The 22,613-nt window shown below is 70.0% G+C and carries 19 protein-coding genes and 5 tRNA genes; 10 read left to right on the forward strand and 14 right to left on the reverse strand.

Features of this window, described 5'->3' with window-relative positions:
- Position 1: 1 nt before the first annotated feature.
- On the reverse strand, positions 2 to 1,432 hold the full coding sequence (leuC, locus tag ACF088_RS00730) for a 3-isopropylmalate dehydratase large subunit (RefSeq protein ID WP_392373184.1): 1,431 nt from the start codon (positions 1,430 to 1,432) through the stop codon (positions 2 to 4).
- A gap of 174 nt (positions 1,433 to 1,606) precedes the next feature.
- On the opposite strand from leuC, the gene ndgR reads away from it, so the two are divergent.
- On the forward strand, positions 1,607 to 2,323 hold the full coding sequence (gene ndgR / locus ACF088_RS00735; protein ID WP_088800245.1) for an IclR family transcriptional regulator NdgR: 717 nt from the start codon (positions 1,607 to 1,609) through the stop codon (positions 2,321 to 2,323).
- Positions 2,324 to 2,433: 110 nt separating this feature from the next.
- On the opposite strand, the gene ACF088_RS00740 is transcribed toward ndgR, so the two are convergent.
- Positions 2,434 to 2,916 carry a DUF4188 domain-containing protein gene (locus tag ACF088_RS00740; RefSeq protein ID WP_392373185.1) on the reverse strand — a complete coding sequence of 161 codons (483 nt, stop codon included), beginning with the start codon at positions 2,914 to 2,916 and terminating at the stop codon, positions 2,434 to 2,436.
- Between the two features lie 78 nt (positions 2,917 to 2,994).
- On the opposite strand from ACF088_RS00740, the gene ACF088_RS00745 reads away from it, so the two are divergent.
- Positions 2,995 to 3,642 carry a MerR family transcriptional regulator gene (locus ACF088_RS00745; protein ID WP_392373186.1) on the forward strand — a complete coding sequence of 216 codons (648 nt, stop codon included), beginning with the start codon at positions 2,995 to 2,997 and terminating at the stop codon, positions 3,640 to 3,642.
- A gap of 44 nt (positions 3,643 to 3,686) precedes the next feature.
- On the opposite strand, the gene ACF088_RS00750 is transcribed toward ACF088_RS00745, so the two are convergent.
- The 9 genes from ACF088_RS00750 to ACF088_RS00790 all read right to left on the reverse strand — a co-directional run bounded on the left by ACF088_RS00750 (position 3,687) and on the right by ACF088_RS00790 (position 7,678).
- Positions 3,687 to 3,759: transfer RNA gene (locus ACF088_RS00750), tRNA-Glu, on the reverse strand.
- A gap of 40 nt (positions 3,760 to 3,799) precedes the next feature.
- Positions 3,800 to 3,871: transfer RNA gene (locus ACF088_RS00755), tRNA-Gln, on the reverse strand.
- 16 nt (positions 3,872 to 3,887) lie between these two features.
- Positions 3,888 to 3,960: transfer RNA gene (locus ACF088_RS00760), tRNA-Glu, on the reverse strand.
- A gap of 89 nt (positions 3,961 to 4,049) precedes the next feature.
- Positions 4,050 to 4,122: transfer RNA gene (locus ACF088_RS00765), tRNA-Glu, on the reverse strand.
- Positions 4,123 to 4,179: 57 nt separating this feature from the next.
- Positions 4,180 to 4,251 (reverse strand) — tRNA-Gln (locus ACF088_RS00770).
- 86 nt (positions 4,252 to 4,337) lie between these two features.
- Positions 4,338 to 5,078, reverse strand: coding sequence for an HAD family hydrolase (locus ACF088_RS00775; protein WP_392373188.1), 741 nt, complete (start codon positions 5,076 to 5,078; stop codon positions 4,338 to 4,340).
- An 83-nt stretch (positions 5,079 to 5,161) separates the two neighbouring features.
- Complete coding sequence (gene gltX, locus ACF088_RS00780) at positions 5,162 to 6,652, reverse strand: glutamate--tRNA ligase (RefSeq protein WP_392373189.1); 1,491 nt, start codon at positions 6,650 to 6,652, stop codon at positions 5,162 to 5,164.
- A complete protein-coding gene (locus ACF088_RS00785) occupies positions 6,645 to 7,418 on the reverse strand; it encodes a fumarylacetoacetate hydrolase family protein (RefSeq protein WP_392373191.1) in 774 nt (257 codons plus the stop codon). The genes gltX and ACF088_RS00785 overlap by 8 nt, the downstream gene beginning before the upstream one ends.
- An 83-nt stretch (positions 7,419 to 7,501) precedes the next feature.
- A complete protein-coding gene (locus ACF088_RS00790; protein ID WP_392373193.1) occupies positions 7,502 to 7,678 on the reverse strand; it encodes a hypothetical protein in 177 nt (58 codons plus the stop codon).
- 604 nt (positions 7,679 to 8,282) lie between these two features.
- Here ACF088_RS00790 and ACF088_RS00795 point away from each other — a divergent pair.
- The 8 genes from ACF088_RS00795 to ACF088_RS00830 all read left to right on the forward strand — a co-directional run bounded on the left by ACF088_RS00795 (position 8,283) and on the right by ACF088_RS00830 (position 18,794).
- On the forward strand, positions 8,283 to 12,116 hold the full coding sequence (locus ACF088_RS00795; protein WP_392373194.1) for a nitrate- and nitrite sensing domain-containing protein: 3,834 nt from the start codon (positions 8,283 to 8,285) through the stop codon (positions 12,114 to 12,116).
- 9 nt (positions 12,117 to 12,125) lie between these two features.
- Positions 12,126 to 12,539: a roadblock/LC7 domain-containing protein gene (locus ACF088_RS00800; RefSeq protein ID WP_018087200.1), complete on the forward strand. Its 414-nt coding sequence runs from the start codon at positions 12,126 to 12,128 to the stop codon at positions 12,537 to 12,539.
- A 103-nt stretch (positions 12,540 to 12,642) separates the two neighbouring features.
- Positions 12,643 to 13,053 (forward strand): DUF742 domain-containing protein, encoded by a 411-nt coding sequence (locus ACF088_RS00805; RefSeq protein ID WP_030087818.1) that lies wholly within the window; start codon positions 12,643 to 12,645, stop codon positions 13,051 to 13,053.
- Complete coding sequence (locus ACF088_RS00810; RefSeq protein ID WP_392373196.1) at positions 13,034 to 13,627, forward strand: ATP/GTP-binding protein; 594 nt, start codon at positions 13,034 to 13,036, stop codon at positions 13,625 to 13,627. The genes ACF088_RS00805 and ACF088_RS00810 overlap by 20 nt, the downstream gene beginning before the upstream one ends.
- Positions 13,628 to 14,028: 401 nt before the next feature.
- Positions 14,029 to 17,136 (forward strand): nitrate- and nitrite sensing domain-containing protein, encoded by a 3,108-nt coding sequence (locus ACF088_RS00815; RefSeq protein WP_392373197.1) that lies wholly within the window; start codon positions 14,029 to 14,031, stop codon positions 17,134 to 17,136.
- Positions 17,137 to 17,146: 10 nt separating this feature from the next.
- Positions 17,147 to 17,560: a roadblock/LC7 domain-containing protein gene (locus ACF088_RS00820; RefSeq protein ID WP_018087204.1), complete on the forward strand. Its 414-nt coding sequence runs from the start codon at positions 17,147 to 17,149 to the stop codon at positions 17,558 to 17,560.
- An 84-nt stretch (positions 17,561 to 17,644) separates the two neighbouring features.
- Positions 17,645 to 18,235 carry a DUF742 domain-containing protein gene (locus ACF088_RS00825; protein WP_392373198.1) on the forward strand — a complete coding sequence of 197 codons (591 nt, stop codon included), beginning with the start codon at positions 17,645 to 17,647 and terminating at the stop codon, positions 18,233 to 18,235.
- Positions 18,216 to 18,794, forward strand: a complete 579-nt coding sequence (locus ACF088_RS00830; protein ID WP_073447656.1) for an ATP/GTP-binding protein — start codon at positions 18,216 to 18,218, stop codon at positions 18,792 to 18,794. Before ACF088_RS00825 ends, ACF088_RS00830 begins: the two co-directional genes overlap by 20 nt.
- Before the next feature lie 148 nt (positions 18,795 to 18,942).
- On the opposite strand, the gene ACF088_RS00835 is transcribed toward ACF088_RS00830, so the two are convergent.
- The 3 genes from ACF088_RS00835 to ACF088_RS00845 all read right to left on the reverse strand — a co-directional run bounded on the left by ACF088_RS00835 (position 18,943) and on the right by ACF088_RS00845 (position 22,557).
- Positions 18,943 to 19,599 carry a DUF4360 domain-containing protein gene (locus ACF088_RS00835; protein ID WP_392373199.1) on the reverse strand — a complete coding sequence of 219 codons (657 nt, stop codon included), beginning with the start codon at positions 19,597 to 19,599 and terminating at the stop codon, positions 18,943 to 18,945.
- A gap of 1,108 nt (positions 19,600 to 20,707) precedes the next feature.
- The gene (locus tag ACF088_RS00840) at positions 20,708 to 20,917 is read right to left on the reverse strand and encodes an acyl-CoA carboxylase epsilon subunit (protein WP_392373201.1); all 210 of its coding nucleotides are present in this window, start codon (positions 20,915 to 20,917) and stop codon (positions 20,708 to 20,710) included.
- A gap of 56 nt (positions 20,918 to 20,973) precedes the next feature.
- Positions 20,974 to 22,557, reverse strand: coding sequence for an acyl-CoA carboxylase subunit beta (locus ACF088_RS00845; RefSeq protein WP_088800235.1), 1,584 nt, complete (start codon positions 22,555 to 22,557; stop codon positions 20,974 to 20,976).
- Between the last annotated feature and the right edge of the window lie 56 nt (positions 22,558 to 22,613).

The raw sequence follows: 22,613 nt of genomic DNA on the forward strand, positions 1-22,613 counted from the left end.
TTCAGACTCCCGCGGGCGTGGCGACGGCTGCGTCGGACAGATCGGCCGGTGAGGCCAGATGGCCGAGAACCGCCGTTGCGGCGGCAACCTGCGGCGAGACCAGGTGCGTCCGCCCGCCCTTGCCCTGCCGGCCCTCGAAGTTGCGGTTGGAGGTGGACGCGGAGCGCTCACCGGGGGCCAGCTGGTCGGGGTTCATGCCCAGGCACATCGAGCAGCCCGCATGCCGCCATTCGGCGCCCGCCGCGGTGAAGACCTTGTCGAGACCCTCGGCGACGGCCTCCAGGGAGACCCGGACCGAGCCGGGAACGATCAGCATCCGTACGCCGTCGGCGACCTTGCGGCCCTCCAGGATCGAGGCCGCGGAGCGCAGGTCCTCGATGCGGCCGTTGGTGCACGAACCTACGAAGACCGTGTCCACGTTGATCTCGCGCAGCGGCTGACCCGCCGTCAACCCCATGTATTCCAGGGCCTTTTCGGCGGCGTAGCGCTCCGAGGCGTCCTCGTACGAAGCCGGGTCGGGGACGCTCGCCGAAAGCGGTGCGCCCTGGCCGGGGTTGGTGCCCCAGGTGACGAACGGGGCCAGTGCGGAGGCGTCGATGTGCACCTCGGCATCGAAGACCGCGTCGTCGTCGGTGCGCAGCGTCCGCCAGTACGCGACGGCGGCGTCCCAGTCCTCGCCCCGGGGGGCGTGGTCGCGGCCCTGCAGGTAGTCGAAGGTGGTCTTGTCGGGGGCGATCATGCCGGCCCGCGCGCCCGCCTCGATCGACATGTTGCAGATGGTCATCCGGGCTTCCATCGACAGTTTCTCGATGGCCGGGCCGCGGTATTCCAGGACGTAGCCCTGGCCGCCGCCGGTGCCGATCCTGGCGATGATCGCCAGGATGAGGTCCTTGGCCGTCACGCCCTCGGGCAGCTCGCCGTCGACGGTGATCGCCATGGTCTTGAAGGGCGCCAGCGGCAGCGTCTGGGTGGCCAGGACGTGCTCGACCTGGCTGGTGCCGATGCCGAACGCCAGCGCGCCGAAGGCTCCGTGGGTGGAGGTGTGGCTGTCACCGCAGACCACCGTGGTGCCGGGCTGGGTCAGTCCCAACTGCGGTCCCACGACGTGGACAACACCCTGCTCGACATCGCCCAGCGGGTGCAGCCGGACGCCGAACTCCGCGCAGTTCTTGCGCAGCGTCTCCAGCTGGGTGCGCGAGACCGGGTCTGCGATCGGCTTGTCGATGTCGAGGGTGGGGGTGTTGTGGTCCTCGGTGGCGATGGTCAGGTCCGTGCGGCGCACCTGGCGGCCGGCCTTGCGGAGGCCGTCGAACGCCTGCGGGCTGGTGACCTCGTGCAGCAGGTGCAGATCGATGAAGAGAAGGTCGGGCTCGCCTTCCGCGCGCCGGACGACATGATCGTCCCAGACCTTCTCCGCGAGTGTCCGTCCCATCGCTTTCCCTCCGGCCGGCCGCATCGCCGGCCTTTCTCGTCCGTGCGCGATGCCCGCAGAAGTCCCCCTGCCGGGCCTTACGCCGGGCCCTGGTCCAGGGCCACACCTACAGATTGACGACTTTCCTGGAAAACTGAACTTGCGTTTCACAGTGTGAGACGCGAGTATCGTTGCATGGACAACTCTAGCGGCGTCGGCGTTCTCGACAAGGCAGCTCTGGTTTTGAGCGCTCTGGAGTCCGGTCCGGCCACCCTCGCCGGGCTGGTCGCGGCGACAGGGCTTGCACGACCCACGGCCCACCGGCTGGCCGTGGCACTGGAACACCACCGGATGGTGGCGAGGGACATGCAGGGCCGGTTCATCCTGGGCCCCCGCCTGTCCGAGCTGGCCGCGGCGGCCGGCGAGGACCGCCTGCTGGCCACGGCCGGTCCGGTGCTCACGCATCTGCGCGATGTGACGGGCGAAAGCGCCCAGCTCTATCGCCGGCAGGGCGATATGCGGATCTGTGTGGCGGCGGCGGAACGACTGTCCGGATTGCGGGACACCGTCCCGGTCGGCTCCACGCTCCCCATGAAGGCGGGCTCGGCCGCCCAGATCCTGATGGCCTGGGAGGAGCCCGAGCGGCTGCACCGCGGTCTGCAGGGCGCGCGCTTCACGGCCACCGCCCTCTCCGGCGTACGGCGCCGCGGCTGGGCCCAGTCGATCGGCGAGCGGGAGCCGGGCGTGGCCTCGGTCTCCGCCCCCGTGCGCGGCCCCTCCAACCGCGTGGTGGCCTCCGTATCGGTCTCCGGCCCGATCGAGCGGCTGACCCGTCACCCCGGCCGGATGCATGCCCAGGCGGTCATCGACGCGGCGGCCCGCCTCTCCGAGGGGCTGCGCCGCAACGGCTGAGCACCCCGCGGCGGGGCGGGCCGGGGCAGGGGCCGCTGTCGGCCACGGTCACGATGCCGAAAAAAGGGGCGGCCCCCTGCGGGCAATCCGCACGGGGCCGCCCCAGGCGCTCAGGCCGCCATCCGCTCCGCGGCCCGCTCCCCGCGGCGGCCGACCGGCACCGCCCCCAGGGCCTCGCCCAGCCCGAACGACGGCATGTTGATGTAGATGCTCTCGTACGAGCCCGCCGGGACGGCGTAGGTCTCGTGCCAGAAGCCGACCTTGTCCCGCCCCTCCCGCGCCCGACGGTTGAACGCCACCCAGGCCGGCCGGTGCTCGCCACTCTGGTCCGTGGCGTACGCGAACAGCTTCTCCTTCGAGTCCCAGTACTGCAGGACGGCGACGCCCCTCGGCAGCCCGAGAAGCAGCCGGTAGCCGATCATCCCGCTGCCCGGATCGCCGGCCAGCTCCTTGATCATGCGCGGCATCGCGAGGAACACCGGCAGCCAACTGCGCACCGCACGCCAGTTGTTGACCCGCATCCCGATAAGGAAGACCACCACCTCCCGATCGCCGTCCGTCGTCATCCGTCCCTGCACCGGCTTGCCACTCATGACGCCCCCATTCGACATTGGATAGCGTCGCTATCCATGCTTAGATAGTGACACTCTCCAATGGAAGGTGCAAGAGGAATGCGGCTGGCTGAGCTGAGCGAGCGCAGCGGGGTATCGACCGCCACGATCAAGTACTACCTACGCGAGCGGCTGCTGCCTCCGGGCCGGCGGATCACCGCCACCCAGTCCGAGTACGACGAGGAGCATCTGCGGCGGCTGCGCCTGGTCCGGGCGCTGATCCAGGTCGGCCGGGTCCCCGTGGGCACGGCCCGGGACGTCCTGGCCGCCGTCGAGGACGACTCCCAGGACCACCTCTCCCGCCTCGGCATCGCCGTGGAAGCACTCCCCCACGGCCCGGAGCCCGACGAGAGCGCCCCCTCGACGGCGGTCGCCCGGCGCACCGCAACGGAGCTACTGGGGCAGCTCGACTGGCACTTCAACCTGGAGATCGCCGACAGCTCCCGCGCGTTCGGCATGCTCGTCTCGGCCATCGCCGCACTGCACCGCCTCGACTACGCCTGCGACATCCCGCATCTGCTGCCCTACGCCCGTCAGGCAGCACAGCTCGCCGTCGCCGACCTGGATCTGGTCGAGGAGTTCGGGACCCCGGCGGAGCAGGTGGAGGCGGCGGTGGCCCTGACCGTGCTCTACGAGCCGGTGCTGCTGAGCCTGCGCCGGCTGGCGGAGGCCGAGGAGTCCAACAAGCGCTTCGGCAGCAGCAGTTGACACGAGAAAGCCCCCCGCATGATGCGGGGGGCTTTCTCTTCTTGTACCCCCGACCGGATTCGAACCGGCGCTACCGCCTTGAGAGGGCGGCGTGCTAGGCCGCTACACAACGGGGGCAAGTTTTCCTGCAGTTGACGTGTCCCGAGGACACACCGCGCTGGGCTACCAGGACTCGAACCTAGACTAAATGAACCAGAATCACTCGTGCTGCCAATTACACCATAGCCCATGGTGGTTTAGACCAGTACCCCCGACCGGATTCGAACCGGCGCTACCGCCTTGAGAGGGCGGCGTGCTAGGCCGCTACACAACGGGGGCCCTAGCGATCCTCCATGCAACCGGAGTCGCATGGGCTCTACATCGTCGCATCCGGGAGCGACCCGAAGGAGACGGAGAGGAAGGATCTGTACCCCCGACCGGATTCGAACCGGCGCTACCGCCTTGAGAGGGCGGCGTGCTAGGCCGCTACACAACGGGGGCCTGATACTGCGATCAAGAAACCTTCAGCACGATCACGGTGGACCGAAAGATCTCTTGCTGGGCTACCAGGACTCGAACCTAGACTAACGGAACCAGAAACCGTCGTGCTGCCAATTACACCATAGCCCACCAAAACTCAACCCCCGTAGGGGGTTTGTTTGGTTTGCGCTTTCCGGCCGGGCCTTTCGGCCCTCTCGGGCGGCGCAGGAAGAACATTACCTGATCGTGGACGGCGCACCAAAACCGATAGTTCCGCGCAACAGCTCGGGGAGCTCCGCCAGACTCACGATCCGCCGCACCCCCGGCGGCAGCTCCTCCCCCACCGCCTTCCCAGTGCCCGCACGGTCCAGCCATACGGCTCCGAGTCCGGCATCCCGGGCGCCGAGCGCGTCGATATCGAGTTTGTCGCCCACGTAGACCACGTTGTCGGGCGTTAGGCCAAGCGCCTTACAGGCGCCGTGGAATGCCTCCGCGGCCGGCTTGGCGTACCCCAGCTCATCGGCGCAGAGCACCGCCTCGAAGGCCCCGCGGATCCCGAGGACGGCCAGCTTGTGCTCCTGGTTGGCGGTGGTGGCGTTGGACAGCACCGCCTGCCGTACCAGCGGCGCCAGCGCCTCCAGTACGGGCGCGGAGTCCGGGAAGAGGACCCAGGACGCCTGGTAATGGGCGATATACCGGCCGAACCAGGCATCGGCCTCGGCGTCGGAGAGGAGCGGGGATTCCAGAAACGTCCGGGCCCGGGCCCTGCGGTGGTCGAGAAAGCCCACCTCGCCGGCGAGGAAACGGGTGAACTCGGTCTCCATGACCGTCCGCCAGCGCTCCAGTGCCGCCTCCTCGCCACCGTGGGCGGCAAGGAGCCCCTCGGCCCGGAGGTGGCGCAGCGCACCCGCCCGGTCCGAGCCGGTGTAGTCGAAGAGGGTGTCGTCGAGGTCCCACAGGACGGCGCGCACGGGCATAGGGGCAATGTAGCCGAGCGCTGCGGACAGGCGACGGGCCCGGACGCCGTACGGCGTCCGGGCCCGTGGGCACCGGTGCGGGGTCAGCCGGCCAGCTTGGCCAGGGCCGCGTCGATGCGCTGGAGGGTGCGCTCCTTGCCGAGGATCTCCAGGGACTCGAAGAGGGGCAGGCCGACCGTGCGGCCGGTGACCGCCACCCGGACGGGGGCCTGTGCCTTGCCGAGCTTGAGGCCGTGCTCCTCGCCGGCGGCCAGGACGGCCTCCTTGAGGGGCTCGGGGCCGGACGCCCAGTCGGCGGCGTCGAGCGTGGCGCGGGCCGTGGTGAGCAGCGCGACCGGGTCGCCCTTCATCGCCTTCGTCCACGACGCCTCGTCCTCGACCGGCTCCTTGCGGAACAGGAAGTCGACATTGGCGGTGATGTCGGAGAGGACGGTCAGGCGGGTCTGGGCGTGCGGGGCGATGGCCTGCCAGGCGGCCTCGTCGAACTCCTCGGGCTCCCAGTTGGCGTGCGGGGCCTTCAGCCAGGGCTCGCAGGCCGTGATGAAGTCCTTCACGTCCAGCCGCCGGATGTGGTCGGCGTTGATCGCCTCGGCCTTCTTCAGGTCGAAGCGGGCCGGGTTGGCGTTGACGTCCGCGATGTCGAACTTCTCGATCAGCTCGGGGACGGAGAAGAGGTCCTGGTCCGCCGAGAAGGACCAGCCGAGCAGCGCAAGGTAGTTGAGCAGGCCCTCGGGGAGGAAGCCGCGCTCGCGGTAGAGGTTGAGGTTCGCCTGCGGGTCACGCTTGGAGAGCTTCTTGTTGCCCTCGCCCATGACGTAGGGCAGATGGCCGAAGAGCGGGACCGTCTTGGCGATGCCCAGCTCGATCAGCGCCTTGTACAGGGCGATCTGGCGGGGGGTGGAGGAGAGCAGGTCCTCGCCGCGCAGGACGTGGGTGATCTCCATCAGGGCGTCGTCGACGGGGTTGACGAGGGTGTAGAGGGGCGCGCCGTTGGCGCGGACGATGCCGTAGTCCGGGACGTTCTCCGGGGTGAAGGTCAGCTCGCCGCGCACCAGGTCGGTGAAGGTGATCGGCTCGTCGGGCATCCGGAAACGGACGATGGAGGTGCGGCCCTCGGCCTCGTACGCGGCCTTCTGCTCGTCGGTCAGCGTGCGGCACGTGCCGTCGTAACCGGAGGGCCTGCCTGCGGCGCGGGCCGCGTCGCGGCGGGCGTCCAGCTCCTCGGTGGTGCAGTAGCAGTGGTACGCGTGGCCGGCGGCGAGGAGTTTGTCGGCGATGTCCTTGTAGAGGTCCATGCGCTGCGACTGGCGGTACGGCGCGTGCGGGCCCCCGACCTCGGGGCCCTCGTCCCAGTCGAAACCGAGCCAGTGGAAGGAGTCCAGCAGCTGGTGGTAGGACTCTTCGGAGTCGCGGGCCGCGTCGGTGTCCTCGATCCGGAAGACCAGGGTGCCCTTGTTGTGCCGTGCGTAGGCCCAGTTGAACAGGGCGGTACGGATCAGGCCGACATGGGGGTTACCGGTCGGGGAGGGACAGAAACGGACGCGGACGGGGGTGCCGGGGGTCGCGTTAGCCACGCTTGATCACCTTGTTGGTGAGAGTGCCGATGCCTTCGATGGTGACGGCGACCTCGTCGCCGACGTTGAGCGGGCCGACTCCGGCCGGGGTGCCCGTGAGGATGACGTCGCCCGGGAGCAGGGTCATCGCCTCGGTGATGTGGACGATCAGGTCCTCGACCGGACGGACCATGTCGCTGGTGCGGCCGAGCTGGCGTTGTTCGCCGTTGACCGTGCACTGGACGGTGAGGCCCGCGGCGACGTCCGCCGGGGAGAGTCCGGTCTCGACCCAGGGGCCGAGCGGGCAGGAGCTGTCGAAGCCCTTGGCCCTGGCCCACTGCTGCTCACGCTGCTGCACATCGCGTGCGGTGACGTCGTTGGCGCAGGTGTAGCCGAGGATGACGTCCTTGGCGCGCTCGCGGGGCACCTCCCGGCACATACGGCCGATGACGACGGCGAGCTCCGCCTCGTGATGCACCTCCTGGGAGAAGGAGGGGTACGCGATGGGGTCGCCGGGGCCGGTCACCGAGGTGGACGGCTTGAAGAAGGTGACCGGTACGTCCGGGACGGCGTTGCCCAGCTCGGCGGCGTGCTCGGCGTAGTTGCGGCCGATCGCCACGATCTTGTTGGGCAGCACCGGCGGCAGCAGCCGGACCTTGTCGAGGGGGACCTTCTGGCCCGAGCGCTCGAATTCTGCGAAGGGATGCCCCTTGATGACGTCGAGTTCGTCGCCTTCGAGGACGCCGAAGCCGACGTTGCCGTCGATGGAGAATCTGGCGATGCGCACGGGTTGCCGCTGCCCCTCAATTGATCACTGGCCGGAGTTGACACTCCAGGCTATCGCGGGGCCGCTGCCGATTCGCTGACGCTTTACGCCGGGACGTCCTGGCCAGGGGCGTCCATCAGGACGGTGCGGCGGGGATTGGCGGTCTGGGTCGGCAGGTCGACGGTGTGCTCCGGTGCCTGGAGCGCCTCGGTGCCGAGCTCGCCGGCGTCGTTGAGGTGGGCCAGGGTGGTGCGCCGCGGGTTGGCTATGTTGCGGAACATCGTCGTCGTCTTCACTGCTGCTTGCCTCGCGTCATCAAAGGTCGGAAAGGGCTTGCGGAAAGCTGCCTTGTCACATCGGGTAACTGTGTAAAGCGTCAGGCTATGCACGCTATTCCCTGCGAAGTGCCGGGAAACTCAATGATCTTCCTGTGAGTTTGCTCACGAACTGTGCGACAAATGCCGCATTTCCCATGATCAACATCCCTGGGCGAAACGGACAATGACGGATTGAACTGCACGTTCCGCTCCCGATCACCGCACCTGGGACAGCCGCTACAGACGAACGACTCGCGGATAAAAGTCCGTTATGAACAGGGGTACGTTCTACAAGTCGTGACGCGCTCCGTACATTGCGTCACCCACGTCACAGTGCGCGGTTCCGCTCTTGTTGGAGATCCTGCACTGTGCTGGAATTCCACGGACCGCCGCACGTTTCAGCCGGCGCGCAGGGCGCAACGTAGCGCCGCGCGGTGGTGCCGCTCTCTCGGCCAGAGAGGGCAGCCCGCCGGTCACTCACGACCGCCATGGGGGACTCAGCGGTCCCCCATACGACTCGACACCGTCCCGCCGAGGTGGGACGCCTGGTCCAGAGGTTGCGACGCTAGTGCAGGGACGTTTCAAGAGGGATGGCAGCGCTGCGGCGGACCCGGAGCTGCGCGGCGGGACAGACCGCGCCTCCTCGCCCCAGCGCGCCCAGAGCAGTGGTTCCGCGGGCGGCACTCTGCCCGTCGACGGAGGCGGTCAGGCGCCGGGCAATGACGCCGCGGACAGTGGCAAGGCCAAGGCGCCGAAGGGCGCCGGCGGCCCGGGTTCGCGAATAGCGTTGCGCAACTGGCGCATCAGTACCCGCCTGGTGTCCCTGCTCGCGCTTCCCGTGGTCGCCGCGACCACGCTGGGCGGTATGCGCATCGGCACGTCGATGGAGAACATCGACCAGCTCGACAAGATGCAGCTGCTCACCGAGATGACCCGGCAGGCGACCGAGCTCGCCGACGCGTTGCAGGTGGAGCGGGACAAGTCGGCCGGTCCGCTGGCCGGCAGCGGCAACTCCAAGGACGACGCGAACGTCGTCGCGCCCCGTGAGGCGACCGACCGCGCCAAGCTGTCGTTCAACCAGGCCACCGGTGACATCCAGGGCCAGGACGCCACGATGGCCGGTGTCCGGGCAACCGTCCTGGAGATCGGCCGCCAGCTCAACACCCTCAACGAGATCCGCGCGAATTCCTACAAGGACGGCGACAACGCCGCGCGGACCGTCACCAGCTACAACCAGCTGATCAATTCGCTGCTCTCGCTGTCCCAGGACATGGCGCAGGCGACCAGCAACCCGGAGATGATCCGCAGTACCCGTGCGCTGGCGGCGTTCTCGTCGGCCAAGGAGTACGCGTCGATCCAGCGGGCCCTGGTCAGCGCCGGCCTCGCCCACAAGGGCGGCCCCCAGCTGTCCTCCAACGACCGGCTGGCCGGCCGTAACGCCGAGGACAGCGAGAAGGCGGCCCGCGACCGCTTCTCGCAGATCTACACCAACAACGCCGGCGCGCTCACCCGCGGTCTGGACGGCAACAACGACGAGATCAAGGCCGCGGTCGCCTTTGCGCACCGCGCCTTCGCCAGCGGTTCCGGCATCCGCAGCCAGGACTACCGCTACCTCGACTGGTACGACTCCGACACCGTCAAGATCGACGAGATGTCGCGGATCGAGACCACGCTGCTCTCGGAGATGGAACAGAAGTCCCGCGAGCTGCGCAACGAGGCCACCCAGTCCGCGATCATCAGCGGTGCGCTGATCCTGCTCGTCCTCGGCGTCTCGCTGGTCGGCGCGTTCGTCGTGGCCCGGTCCATGGTCCGCTCGCTGCGCCGGCTGCAGGACACCGCGCAGAAGGTCGCCCAGGACCGGCTGCCCGAACTGGTCAAGCAGCTGTCCGAGTCCGACCCCCAGGACGTGGACACCTCCGTCCAGTCGGTCGGTGTGCACAGCCGGGACGAGATCGGCCGGGTGGCCGCGGCCTTCGACGACGTGCACCGCGAGGCGGTCCGCCTCGCCTCCGAGCAGGCGCTGCTCCGGGGCAACGTCAACGCGATGTTCACCAACCTGTCGCGCCGTTCGCAGGGCCTCATCCAGCGTCAGCTCTCGCTGATCTCCGAACTGGAGTCCCGCGAGGCCGACCCGGACCAGCTGTCCTCCCTCTTCAAGCTCGACCACCTCGCCACCCGTATGCGCCGTAACGGCGAGAACCTCCTGGTTCTCGCGGGTGAGGAGCCGGGGCGCCGGTGGACGCGGCCGGTGCCGCTGGTCGACGTGCTCCGCGCCGCCGCCTCCGAGGTGGAGCAGTACGAGCGGATCGAGCTCAACGCGGTTCCGCAGACCGAGGTCGCGGGCCGGGTCGTCAACGACCTCGTGCACCTGCTCGCCGAGCTGCTGGAGAACGCCACCTCGTTCTCCTCGCCGCAGACCAAGGTCAAGGTCACCGGTCACGCGCTGCCCGACGGCCGGGTGCTGGTCGAGATCCACGACACCGGTATCGGTCTGTCGCCCGAGGACCTGTCGGCGATCAACGAGCGGCTCGCCAGCCCGCCGACCGTGGACGTTTCGGTGTCCCGGCGCATGGGTCTGTTCGTGGTCGGCCGGCTGTCGCTGCGGCACGGCATCCGTATTCAGCTGCGGCCCTCCGACTCCGGCGGCACCACCGCACTGGTCATGCTGCCGGTCGACCTCGCCCAGGGCGGCAAGAAGCCGGCGCCGAGCAACGCCAAGGGCGGCGGCGACCACGGCGGCGGACAGTCCAGCCGGCTCGCGGGGCTCCAGCCGCGCGGGCAGGTCGGCTCGGGTCCCTCGGCCGGCGGGCGCCCTGCGCTGCCCGGCCGCGGTGGGCCCGGCGGCGGCCCCGGCGGCGGTGTGCCGAACGCCTTCGGTGCCTCGGCACCGGCCGGCCGTACGGCGCCTCCCGGCGCGGGCTCGCCCGGCGCCCCGGCGCGCGGCGGCGACGCCCGCCCGGCCGCCGGCCGCCCCGGCGACTCGCGCCCCTCGCTGCCCACCCGCAGCGCGGACAACGGTCCGGCGCCCACCGTGGCACCGCCCACCGGCGCACCGCGCCGTGAGGAGCGTCCGCAGCTGCCGGCCCGGGGGCCCGCGGCCGAACTGCCGGGCGGTTCACCCGCCGGCGGCCAGGGCGGCCAGGGCACTTCGCAGCCGGGCACCTCACAGCCGGGCGGTACGAGCTGGGGTGCGCGCCGTGAGCGCGGCGGCTCCGACGACTGGCCGCTGACGCCCCGCGAGGCGCAGGACCGGCCCCGTGGCCACGAGGAGCCGGAGAGCACCGGCAGCTTCGAGCGGCCCGCGCCGAGCGGCGGCCCCGGTGACACCGCGGCGTTCGCCCGTCCCGACTTCAACGGTCCGCCGCCCGCCGCGGACGGCTCCCAGGGCGGCCGCGGCCGCCCGGGCGCACGTCCGGCCGGCCGGGGTGCGGGCAACGAGCGCGGCGACACCGGGCAGTTCGCCGCGCCGGACACCGACACGGGCCGGCACGACACGGGTCAGCGCGAGACGGGCCGGTACGAGACGGCTCAGTACGACGCCGGGCGGTACGACACCGGCCAGTACGAGACGGGCGGGTTCCCGCAGTCCGGCAGTGACACCGGGCAGTACGAACGCCCCGGCAGCAACACCGGGCAGTACGAACGCCCCGGCAGCAACACCGGGCAGTACGAACGCCCCGGCAGCGACACCGGCCAGTACCAGCGACCCGACAGCGACACCGGCCAGTACGAACGCCCCGCCAGCAACACCGGCCAGTACCAGCGGCCGGACGCCGACCGCGGTGCGTACGCCGACGAGTCGCAGGGCACCGGGCAGTTCCCGGCGCAGCAGCCGCAGGACAGCGGTGCGCCGTCCGCCGATGTGCTCGGCAGCGCCGAAGCCGGTCCCGGCGACGGCCGTACGCCGATCTTCGACACCATCGAGTCCAACTGGTTCAACACCCCCGCGGCCGCCGCTGCCGGGGTGCCGCCCCAGGATGCCGCCGAGCCCGAGGCCCCGCGGCTGCCGCGCCGCGGGTCCGCTCAGGAAGGCGAGGCACGCGGCGGCGCCCGCGGCGAGGCACCGGTCAACGGCGCCCGCAACGCGGCGCCCGCCGAGGCCACGACGTGGCGCAGCTCCCCGAACGACGAGACCTGGCGGCAGGCGGAGCAGATCCGCCAGCCCGCCGCGGGCGGCATCACCACCTCCGGGCTGCCCCGCCGGGTCCCGCGCGCGAACCTCGTCGCGGGCACCGCGCAACAGCAGTCCACCCAGAGCGGTCCGCAGGTCTCGCGTGCGCCCGGCGATGTGCGGGGGCGGCTGACCAATCTCCGTCGGGGTATCCAGCAAGGCCGACAGGCCGGGACGTCGTCCACCGGCAATCACGGCATTGTCGATCCCACACACCAGCAGGAGCGTTAGTTGAGTCCGATGAGCCAGGCGGCGCAGAATCTGAACTGGTTGATCACCAACTTCGTGGACAACACCCCCGGGGTGTCGCACACGGTGGTGGTCTCCGCGGACGGACTGCTCCTCGCGATGTCCGAGGGCTTCCCCCGCGACCGTGCCGATCAGTTGGCGGCGGTGGCCTCCGGCCTGACCTCGCTGACCTCCGGCGCGTCCCGCATCTTCGAGGGCGGGACGGTCAACCAGACCGTTGTGGAGATGGAGCGGGGGTTCCTCTTCATCATGTCCGTCTCGGACGGATCGTCACTGGCCGTGCTCGCACACCCCGAGTGCGACATCGGCCTGGTCGGCTACGAAATGGCGCTGCTGGTCGATCGCGCAGGCACGGTCCTGACGCCCGATCTGCGCGCCGAACTGCAGGGCAGCCTGCTGCACTGAAGCGGCGCCCGCAGCGCCGCACCGTTCAGCACCCAACCACCCATGTGCCGCACCCCCCACCGGCCCAACCCGACGACAGTCAGTTGTCCCGCCCGGAGGACCCATGACCCCGCCACCTGCCACTTCCGGCCCGTACGGCGCGTACAGCCAAGCGCCGTACGGGAGCGAAGGTGACCAGCCGCTGGTGCGCCCGTACGCCATGACCGGAGGCCGGACCAGGCCGCGTTACCAGCTCGCCATAGAGGCGCTGGTCAGCACGACCGCCGACCCCTCTCAGCTGCCCGGGCTGCTGCCCGAGCACCAGCGGATCTGCCACCTGTGCCGTGAGGTGAAGTCGGTTGCCGAGGTCTCCGCGCTGCTCCACATCCCGCTGGGTGTGGCGCGGATTCTGGTCGCGGACCTGGCAGAGGCCGGGATGGTGGCGATCCACCAGCCCGGCGGCAGCGGTGAGGCCGGCGGTACGCCGGACGTGACCTTGCTCGAGAGGGTGCTCAGTGGACTTCGCAAGCTCTGACAGCAGCTCCGACGGGAACGGAACCCGCGCCACCACCTCCGCCAAGATCGTGGTGGCGGGCGGCTTCGGCGTGGGCAAGACCACGTTCGTCGGAGCCGTCTCAGAGATCAATCCGCTGCGCACGGAGGCCGTGATGACCTCCGCTTCGGCGGGGATCGACGACCTCAGCCACGTGCAGGACAAGACCACGACGACCGTGGCGATGGACTTCGGCCGGATCACCCTGGACCAGGACCTGATCCTGTACCTCTTCGGTACGCCGGGCCAGGACCGTTTCTGGTTCATGTGGGACGACCTGGTCCGTGGCGCCATCGGCGCCGTGGTGCTGGTCGACACCCGGCGTCTGGCCGACTGCTTCGCCGCGGTCGACTACTTCGAGAACAGCGGTCTGCCGTTCGTCGTCGCCCTCAACGGTTTCGAGGGCTATCAGCCGTACACGCCCGAGGAGGTGCGTGAGGCGCTGCAGATCGGCCCGGGGGCCCCGATCATCACGACCGACGCCCGGCACCGCAGCGAGGCCAAGAGCGCGCTCATCACGCTCGTAGAGCACGCGCTGATGGCCCGGCTGCAGTAGCGCGCAGGCGGCCCGCTCCCGCACCGGGAGCGGGCCGTACGGCGAGGGTCACCGGCGGGGCGTTCCCTCCTGCCCGGGCCGAGTTCCCGGCACCCGTGAGTGGATCTGTGTCCTTCGACACGCCCGCAATTTTGCTTCATAACGTTTCGACAGTGAATCAGCGCGGTTTCGACACCCCGCGCGCATGCCCGGCTTCGCTGCGCTCACAGATCTCCAGTATTTTGGCGCCGCTCGCCCTTAACGCCCCTTTTATCTCAGGCCCTTTCGGCCCCGCTCCGGCTTTACCCAGTGTTTGGAACGCACCGCCCTGACGTGCTGAAATTCGCTGAAACTCCGGAGTAGGAACGCCCAGAAGAAACGGCACAGCAAATCAGTGCCGGCGCCGAGAGGTTGTTGGTCGAGTGAGGCGAAGCAAGGCGAGCCCCGAGCCGCAGGAATCGCGGCGGGGCAACTTCACCCCGCCACCCAGAGGTGGCCTACCGGCTTCCGACGCGCCCGAAAATACGGTCGCGAAGCCTCCGGTCAGTGGCGGTAAGTACTCCCCGCGCAACTGGCGCGTGGCGACCCGCCTGAACGCCATTCTGCTGATCCCCGTACTGGTCGCGCTGGTCTTCGGCGGTCTGCGGGTGGACAGCTCGTTCGGCACCTGGCAGGAAGCGCAGGACGCGGAGAACACCGCGAAGCTGGTGCGCGCCGCGCTCTCCTACAGCACCGCTCTGATCGACGAGCGGGACCGCACCGCGGCGCCGCTGCTGAAGGGCAAGAAGGACGACCCCGCCGTCCAGCAGGCGCGGGACACCACCGACGCCGCCGCCGACACGTTCCACCAGGCCGCCAAGACCATTCCGGACAAGCCGGGCCTCAAGCGCCGTCTCGCCTCCTTCGAGAAGGTCGAGCCCAAGCTCCAGAAGCTGCGCCAGGCCGCCTACACCTCCAGGCTGCACGGTGTGCAGACCGAAGAGGGCTATGTCGAGGTCCAGCACCCGCTGATGGAGTTCGCCAACGAACTCGGCCTGGGCACCGGCAACATCACCTCCTACGGCCGTACGGTCTACGCCATCGCGCTGGCCAAGGCCGCCGAGTCCCTCGAGCGCTCCATCGGCACCCACCTCCTGGTGGACCCGGCGACCCCGCAGGGCGGCAAGGAGCACAAGCTGCAGCTGACCGCCTTCGCGTCGTACCGCTACCTGGAGGGCATCGCCATCGGCGAGTACACCTCCGGCGGCACGCCCGAGGACGTCGAGCGGCTGACCAGGGACGCCGGGGCGCTCAAGCAGGCCGCGCAGCAGAAGGTCGCACGGGCAAAGGCACAGGCGCAGGCCGCCGGCCGGCCGTTCCGCACCCCGCCGTCGATCGACCAGATGGGCACCCTGATCGGCACCGGCGCGGCGCCGGAGACGCTCGGCGCCCGCGGCGTCACCTCGGACAGCTACTTCGCGGCTGCGACCGGCAAGTTCGACATGTACCGGTCCATCGAGAAGGACCTGGCGGACAAGGCCGTGAACGAGGCGGCGCAGATCTCCGACGACGCCAAGCAGTCCACCTTCATCGACTCCGGCATCGTGCTGGCCGCGCTGATCATCGCGTTCGTGGTGGCCGGTCTCATGGCCCGCCGGATGAGCCGCAACATGCGCCAGCTGCGTACCGCCGCCTTCGGCATCGCCGAGCAGCGGCTGCCGATGCTGGTCGACCAGCTCTCGCGGACCGACCCGGGCCGGGTCGACACCCGCGTCCAGCCCATCCCGATCTCCACCACCGACGAGATCGGCGAGGTCGCCCGCGCCTTCGACCAGGTGCACCGCGAGGCCGTCCGGCTCGCCGCCGAGCAGGCGCTGTTGCGGGGCAACGTCAACGCGATCTTCACCAACCTTTCCAGCCGCAACCAGGGTCTGATCGAGCGCCAGCTGGAGCTGATCACCGACCTGGAGAACAACGAGGCGGACCCGGACCAGCTGGAGAACCTCTTCCGGCTCGACCACCTCGCCACGCGTATGCGGCGCAACGGCGAGAACCTCCTCATCCTCGCGGGCGAGGAGCCCGGCCGGCGCTGGAACCAGCCGGTGCCGCTGATCGACGTCCTGCGGGCGGCGACGTCCGAGGTCGAGTCCTACGAGCGAATAGAACTCACCGGCGTCCCCGAGAGCGAGATCCACGGCACGGCCGTGACCGACCTCGTGCACCTGCTGTCCGAGCTGCTGGAGAACGCCACCACGTTCTCCTCCCCGCAGACCAAGGTGCGGGTCGCCGCGACCCGGCTGCCCGACGGCCGGGTGATGATCGAGATCCACGACAAGGGCATCGGGCTCACCCCCGAGGACTTCGCGGACATCAACCACAAGCTGGCCAACCCGCCGAGCGTGGATGCCGCGATCTCCCAGCGCATGGGCTTGTTCGTGGTCGGCCGGCTGGCCGACCGGCACGGGATCCGGGTGCAGCTGCGCCCCTCCGGCGAGCAGGCGGGCACCACGTCCCTGGTCATGCTGCCCGAGGCGATCACCCACGGTGGTGGCGGCGAGGAGCAGTACGACGACGACTTCACGGTCTCCCGGATCGTTCCGGAGCACCAGGAGCCGTCGTACGAGTCCCATCAGCGCACCGCCGCCGAGCTGGGCTTCGACGACAGCCGCTACGGCCGCACGGACGGCGCGGATCTGGACATGATGGGCCGCTCGCTGCTCCGCGAGGAGCGCCGGGCGGCGCTGGAAGCCCAGACGGGCGGTGAGCAGGCCGCCGAGTACCAGGGGGGCGAGCGTCCGCTCTTCCGTGACGAGGCGCCGTCCGCCGGTGCCTACCAGGAGTCCTCCGGTGGCTACCAGGACTACCCGCCCCAGGCATATGCGGAAGCCGATCAACCGCTCTACGACGACCGGTCCCACGGCCACCAGGCATTCGGCGAGGGGAGCTTCGCCGAGACCACGGGCCAGCAGCCTTTCGTCTCCCACGAAGCGGCACCGTCGGACGAATGGCCTGAACGCCCTGCATTCGAGGGCTACTTCGGGGCCGAAGCGGAATCCGACCGGAATGCCACTGCCGCTCCCGCTGACGCGCCCGAGCGCGTACCATTCGAGCGTCCGGGCCCCACACCGAGCGACGCCCCGTCGCTGACGGACGCCGGCCTTCCGCGCCGCGGAGGCCGCGACCAGCAGGCACCGCAGGTGCAGCAGCAGCGGAGCACGCCGGAGGCCGGCCAGGACGGCTCCGACTGGCGCAGCTCCAATGATGATCGCTGGGAGAGGGCGGAGCGGCTGCGCGAGCCGAAGGCGGGCGGAGTCACCTCCTCCGGTCTCCCCCGGCGGGTGCCCAAGGCCAACCTGGTCGAAGGTGCCGCGGAGCAGACGCCGCAGGGCGGCCCACAGGTCTCCCGCGCCCCGGAGGACGTCCGCGGCAGGCTGAGTAACCTGCGCCGCGGTGTCCAGCAGGGACGCAACGTCGGCACGGACCCCTCCGGGGTCCCCCAGAATGACCAACAGGGCTTCGGCCCCGGCAGCACCTACGATCAGGAGCGTTAGTGTGAGCCCGATGAGCCAGGCGGCGCAGAATCTGAACTGGTTGATCACCAACTTCGTGGACAACACCCCCGGGGTGTCCCACACGGTCGTGGTCTCCGCGGACGGGCTGCTCCTTGCCATGTCCGAGGGTTTCCCTCGTGACAGAGCCGATCAGTTGGCGGCGGTGGCCTCCGGCCTCACCTCGCTGACCTCCGGCGCGTCCCGCATCTTCGAGGGCGGGAGCGTCAACCAGACCGTGGTGGAGATGGAACGCGGCTTCCTCTTCATCATGTCCGTCTCGGACGGATCGTCGCTGGCCGTGCTCGCACACCCCGAGTGCGACATCGGTCTGGTCGGCTACGAGATGGCCCTGCTGGTCGACCGCGCGGGCACGGTACTGACGCCGGATCTGCGTGCCGAACTGCAGGGCAGCCTTCTCAACTAAAGGACAGGCAGTGCGTTTCCCGCCACCGCGCCATATGGTTCGGTGGCGCGACCGGCGTCAGACAGGCAAGTTGGAGGAGGAGACGTGGCAACGCCCCCGAGCGGATACCCGTATGGTTCCGGACAAGAGTCCGGGCCTGTGGGCGAGACCCATAACAACCGCTTCAACTTCCCGTCTGCGCCGAGCCGCCGGCCGCAGCGGCCCCCGCAGCAGCAGCCCCGGCCGTACGACTCCCAGCCGTACGAGCCATCGGTGTACGACCAGCCGCAGGCACCGCGCATCCAGCCGGTGCAGCCGCACCGGCGCGCTCCCGAGCCCTCCCCCATGGGTTCGAACAACCCGCTCGTGCGCCCGTACGCCATGACCGGAGGCCGGACCAGGCCGCGCTACCAGCTCGCCATCGAGGCGCTGGTCAGCACGACCGCCGACCCCGCGAAGATGCAGGGCCAGCTGCCGGAGCACCAGCGCATCTGCCACCTCTGCCGCGAGATCAAGTCAGTTGCCGAGATCTCCGCGCTTCTCTCCATCCCCCTCGGCGTCGCCCGGATCCTCGTCGCCGACCTGGCGGAGGCCGGACTCGTCGCCATCCATCAGCCCGGCGGGGACGAGACCGCCGGCGGACAGCCAGATGTGACACTGCTCGAAAGGGTGCTCAGTGGACTTCGCAAGCTCTAGCGGTGCAGCCCGCTCCACCACCTCCGCGAAAATCGTGGTGGCGGGCGGCTTCGGCGTGGGCAAGACCACGTTCGTCGGGGCCGTCTCAGAGATCAATCCGCTGCGTACCGAAGCCGTGATGACTTCCGCTTCGGCGGGGATCGACGATCTCACGCACGCGCCGGACAAGACGACCACGACCGTGGCGATGGACTTCGGCCGGATCACCCTGGACCAGGACCTGATCCTGTACCTCTTCGGTACGCCGGGCCAGGACCGTTTCTGGTTCATGTGGGACGACCTGGTCCGTGGCGCCATCGGCGCCGTGGTGCTGGTCGACACCCGGCGTCTCGCCGACTGCTTCCCCGCGGTCGACTACTTCGAGAACAGCGGCCTGCCGTTCGTCATCGCCCTCAACGGCTTCGACGGACACCAGCCCTACACGCCGGACGAGGTGCGTGAGGCGCTGCAGATCGGCCCGGACGCGCCGATCATCACGACCGACGCCCGGCACCGCAGCGAGGCCAAGAGCGCGCTCATCACGCTCGTGGAGCACGCACTGATGGCCCGGCTGCGCTAGGCGCCCCACGGGACGCGTCCGGGCCCCCCGTGCCCGTACGCTCCGTACGACGAAAGGCCCCCACACCCCTTGGGTGCGGGGGCCTTCGTCGTGCCCGGCCCGGGGCCCTTGCGCGGCGCTGTACGGGCCCCGGGCCGGCGCCCGGGCCTCACTTGCGCGCGGGGCACTCCTTCCATGCGAAGTGGTACACGGTGTTGATGTTGCCGTCGGTGGAGTCCATGGCCATGTAGCTGGTGGCCTTGGGGTCCGCCGACTTGGCGTCCACCCGCATCTCGGTGTTGATGTTGAAGTAGCGCTCCTCGCCACAGGGGGCGTACACCAGGGCGTCGACGTCGGTCTCGTCCGAGGTCTGCCAGTTGGAGTCGTAGGGGCCGACGAAGGTGTGGCTCTTACGGGCCGTCTGCTGCTGGCCCTGGAAGTAGTAGCCCGCCTGCTCCAGCCCTCTGGCGCCCGGGGCCAGGGCGGCGTAGCCCCGGTAGTCGGCCCGGGCGACCGCGTAGGTGAAGCCCTGCGGGACGTGCACATTCAGCGCGATCTGGCAGTTCTTGCGGGAGTCGGTGGGCTTGCTGCCGGCGCCTGCCTGGGCGAGGTACTCGCTGTACGTGACGGTGAAGGCGGTGTTGTCGGGGGCGATGGCCACGGCGGCGCTGCCGGGTCTGCAGCCCGAACCGTTGACCGTGGCGACGGTAATGGTGATCTTGCCGCTCGGCGGGTCGTCGCCGAACCGGGTGGCGGTGGTGGGGGATGCCGATCCGGCGAGGAGCAACGATGCCACGGCGGCACCAGCACTGAGCGTGCTGAGCATGGGCTTTCCTTCCGGTCGTCCTAGGGCCCGCGGTGCGGAACACCAGGAGTGGGTTGACGAGCGCATGCCAGCACGGGGAGGGCGGCTTGAACAGCTCTGCTCCCCATGGTTGGGGCGAACCTACGCCTTGATCCGGACACGACCTACCAAACCGGAATACCACGTCCGGAAAGTGATGAGGCCTCATATCGCGTTGATTGGGGGGCCGTTAGGCGTTATTCCCCTCATGCGACTACTGGTTGGCGGCTGGGCCGGTACGCGTTGCCGGTGGCTGGGGCCGGTGCGCCTGGTCGTTGTGGGTGGTGGGTCGGAGGGGACGCCCGGTACCCCTCCCCCAGCCTTCGGCCGGGAGGTGCCCCCACGGCGCGGGCGCATCTGGTACGTGCAGAAGGCACCCCGGCGTTCGCTCCGGTCCTGCGGGCGGGGCACCGGACATCCCCTCCGACCTCCGCACGTCGGCGACCGCCCCGCCGTACCCATCACCGTTACAGCCACCACCAGTTCACCCCTTGGCAGGACACTTGGCAGGACACTGGGCAACAACCAGGTACGAGCCGCACCAGGCCTTGGCAGGACGCTGGTCGGGCCGGGCCGGGCGTGCAGGTTGCCGGGCGTGCAGGCTGTCGGCCGTCCCACCGTCGTCATCCGGCCGCCGTCGTCCGCCCGACGCCGCCCCGCCCCGGCCCGGGTGAGCCTTGGCCGGAGGCGGCGTGCGCTTGTGATCGGTGACGGACGGTGCCACCGGGCGGCAGACGGGAACGGACGAAGGCCGGAGGGGATGCACCGGGGGCCGCCCGCAGGACCGGAGCGGACGCCGGGGTACTCAATCCCACGTACCAGATGCGCCCGCGCCGAGGACGGCCCCCGGTGCGTCCCCTCCGGCCCCCACGGCAACCACCAACCCCGCACGGCGCCAGCCCCCACAGACCAAGCCGCCCCGCCAAAGCCCGGCCCGGTTCCGGCCACGCCCCAAAGGGGCGCGGGGAACTGCGCGACCAGCCACCACGCACCCGCAGACAACCAACGGCCCCCGCAAACCCACAAGGGGCCCCGCACCATGCGGGACCCCTCGTCGGCGGGATCAGCGAAGCGTCACGGCGTCACGGCGTCACCGCTGCCAGCTGGTGGCCCCATGAAAGCCGCTCTGGCGCTCCAGGCGCCGCCACCGGGCGGCGGTGGCGTGCGGGCCGGCCGGCGCGGCGGCGGCCGGCCGGTGGGCGGCGCGGGCCAACAGGACGGCGGTCAGGGCGGCGAGCTCTTCCTCGCTGGCCTGGCCCTTCTCCACGCGGATGGAGTCGGTGCGGTGGGCAGCATTCACGGTGTGTTCTCCGTCGTCGCGGTGGGCGTGGTGCCGGAAGCGGGTGTGGGGTGTGGCTACTGAGGCGGGTTGCCGTGCTTACGGGCCGGCAGGTCCGCGTGCTTGGTGCGCAGCATCTCCAGGGCCCGGATGAGCGTGTGGCGGGTTTCGGCCGGGTCGATGACGTCGTCGACCAGGCCGCGCTCGGCCGCGTAATAGGGGTGCATCAGCTCGGACTTGTACTCCTTGACCATGCGCACCCGCATGGCCTCGGAGTCGTCCGCCTCGGCGATCTGCTTGCGGAAGATGACGTTGGCGGCGCCTTCGGCACCCATCACCGCGATCTCGTTGGTGGGCCAGGCATACGTCAGGTCGGCGCCGATGGACTGCGAGTCCATGACGATGTAGGCGCCGCCGTAGGCCTTGCGCAGGACGAGGGAGATCCGCGGGACGGTGGCGTTGCAGTAGGCGTAGAGCAGCTTGGCGCCGTGCCGGATGATGCCGCCGTGCTCCTGGTCGACGCCGGGCAGGAAGCCGGGGACGTCCAGCAGGGTGACGATCGGGATGTTGAAGGCATCGCACATCTGGACGAAGCGGGCGGACTTCTCGGACGCCTCGATGTCCAGCACACCGGCCAGCGACTGCGGCTGGTTGGCGATGATGCCCACGACCCGCCCGTCGAGCCGGGACAGCGCGCAGATGATGTTGGTCGCCCAGCGCTCGTGGACCTCCAGGAACTCGCCGTCGTCGACGATCTCCTCGATGACCTTGCGCATGTCGTACGGGCGGTTGCCGTCGGCCGGGACCAGGTCCAGCAACGCGTCACCGGAGCGGTCGGCGGGGTCCTCGCAGGGCACCGACGGCGGGTTCTCCCGGTTGTTCGCCGGCAGCAGCGAGAGGAGGTAGCGGACCTCCTCCAGGCAGGTGGCCTCGTCGTCGTAGGCGAAGTGGCACACGCCCGAGGTCTCGGCGTGGACGTCGGCGCCGCCGAGGCCGTTCTGGGTGATCTCCTCGCCGGTCACCGCGCGCACCACGTCGGGGCCGGTGATGAACATCTGCGAGGTCTCGCGGACCATGAAGACGAAGTCGGTCAGGGCGGGGCTGTAGGCCGCGCCGCCGGCGCAGGGGCCGAGCATCACCGAGATCTGCGGGATGACACCGGAGGCCTTGGTGTTGCGCTGGAAGATGCCGCCGTAACCGGCCAGCGCGGAGACGCCCTCCTGGATACGGGCGCCTGCGCCGTCGTTCAGGGACACCAGCGGCGCACCGGCCTGGATGGCCATGTCCATGATCTTGTGGATCTTGGTGGCGTGGGCCTCGCCCAGCGCGCCGCCGAAGATCCGGAAGTCGTGCGCGTAAGTGAACACGGTCCGGCCGTGCACGGTGCCCCAGCCGGTGATCACACCGTCGGTGTAGGGCTTCTTGGCCTCCAGGCCGAAGCCCGTCGCCCGGTGCCGCCGCAGCGGCTCGACCTCGTTGAACGAACCCTCGTCCAGCAGCAGCTCGATCCGCTCGCGCGCCGTCAGCTTGCCCTTGGCACGCTGTGCTTCGGTCGCCCGCTCGCTGGGTCCTCGCCGGACCTGCTCGCGGATGGCGTGCAGCTCGGCGACGCGCCCGCGGGCGTCGTTGGCGCCGGCGGGCAGATCTTCGACAGTGGTCATGTATCGACGGTACGTGTGCGAGGCGTCCCACACCGATGTCGGTTTCGTACAACGTC

The sequence above is a fragment of the Streptomyces sp. NPDC015125 genome (assembly GCF_043080045.1).
In the GTDB taxonomy this organism is placed as follows: domain Bacteria; phylum Actinomycetota; class Actinomycetes; order Streptomycetales; family Streptomycetaceae; genus Streptomyces.

Coding starts and splice junctions, on each gene's coding strand:
- leuC (WP_392373184.1), bottom strand. CDS start 1,432: ATGGGACGGACACTCGCGGAGAAGGTCTGGGACGATCATGTCGTCCGG.
- ndgR (WP_088800245.1), top strand. CDS start 1,607: ATGGACAACTCTAGCGGCGTCGGCGTTCTCGACAAGGCAGCTCTGGTT.
- ACF088_RS00740 (WP_392373185.1), bottom strand. CDS start 2,916: ATGAGTGGCAAGCCGGTGCAGGGACGGATGACGACGGACGGCGATCGG.
- ACF088_RS00745 (WP_392373186.1), top strand. CDS start 2,995: ATGCGGCTGGCTGAGCTGAGCGAGCGCAGCGGGGTATCGACCGCCACG.
- ACF088_RS00775 (WP_392373188.1), bottom strand. CDS start 5,078: ATGCCCGTGCGCGCCGTCCTGTGGGACCTCGACGACACCCTCTTCGAC.
- ACF088_RS00790 (WP_392373193.1), bottom strand. CDS start 7,678: ATGTTCCGCAACATAGCCAACCCGCGGCGCACCACCCTGGCCCACCTC.
- ACF088_RS00800 (WP_018087200.1), top strand. CDS start 12,126: ATGAGCCAGGCGGCGCAGAATCTGAACTGGTTGATCACCAACTTCGTG.
- ACF088_RS00805 (WP_030087818.1), top strand. CDS start 12,643: ATGACCCCGCCACCTGCCACTTCCGGCCCGTACGGCGCGTACAGCCAA.
- ACF088_RS00820 (WP_018087204.1), top strand. CDS start 17,147: ATGAGCCAGGCGGCGCAGAATCTGAACTGGTTGATCACCAACTTCGTG.
- ACF088_RS00835 (WP_392373199.1), bottom strand. CDS start 19,599: ATGCTCAGCACGCTCAGTGCTGGTGCCGCCGTGGCATCGTTGCTCCTC.
- ACF088_RS00845 (WP_088800235.1), bottom strand. CDS start 22,557: ATGACCACTGTCGAAGATCTGCCCGCCGGCGCCAACGACGCCCGCGGG.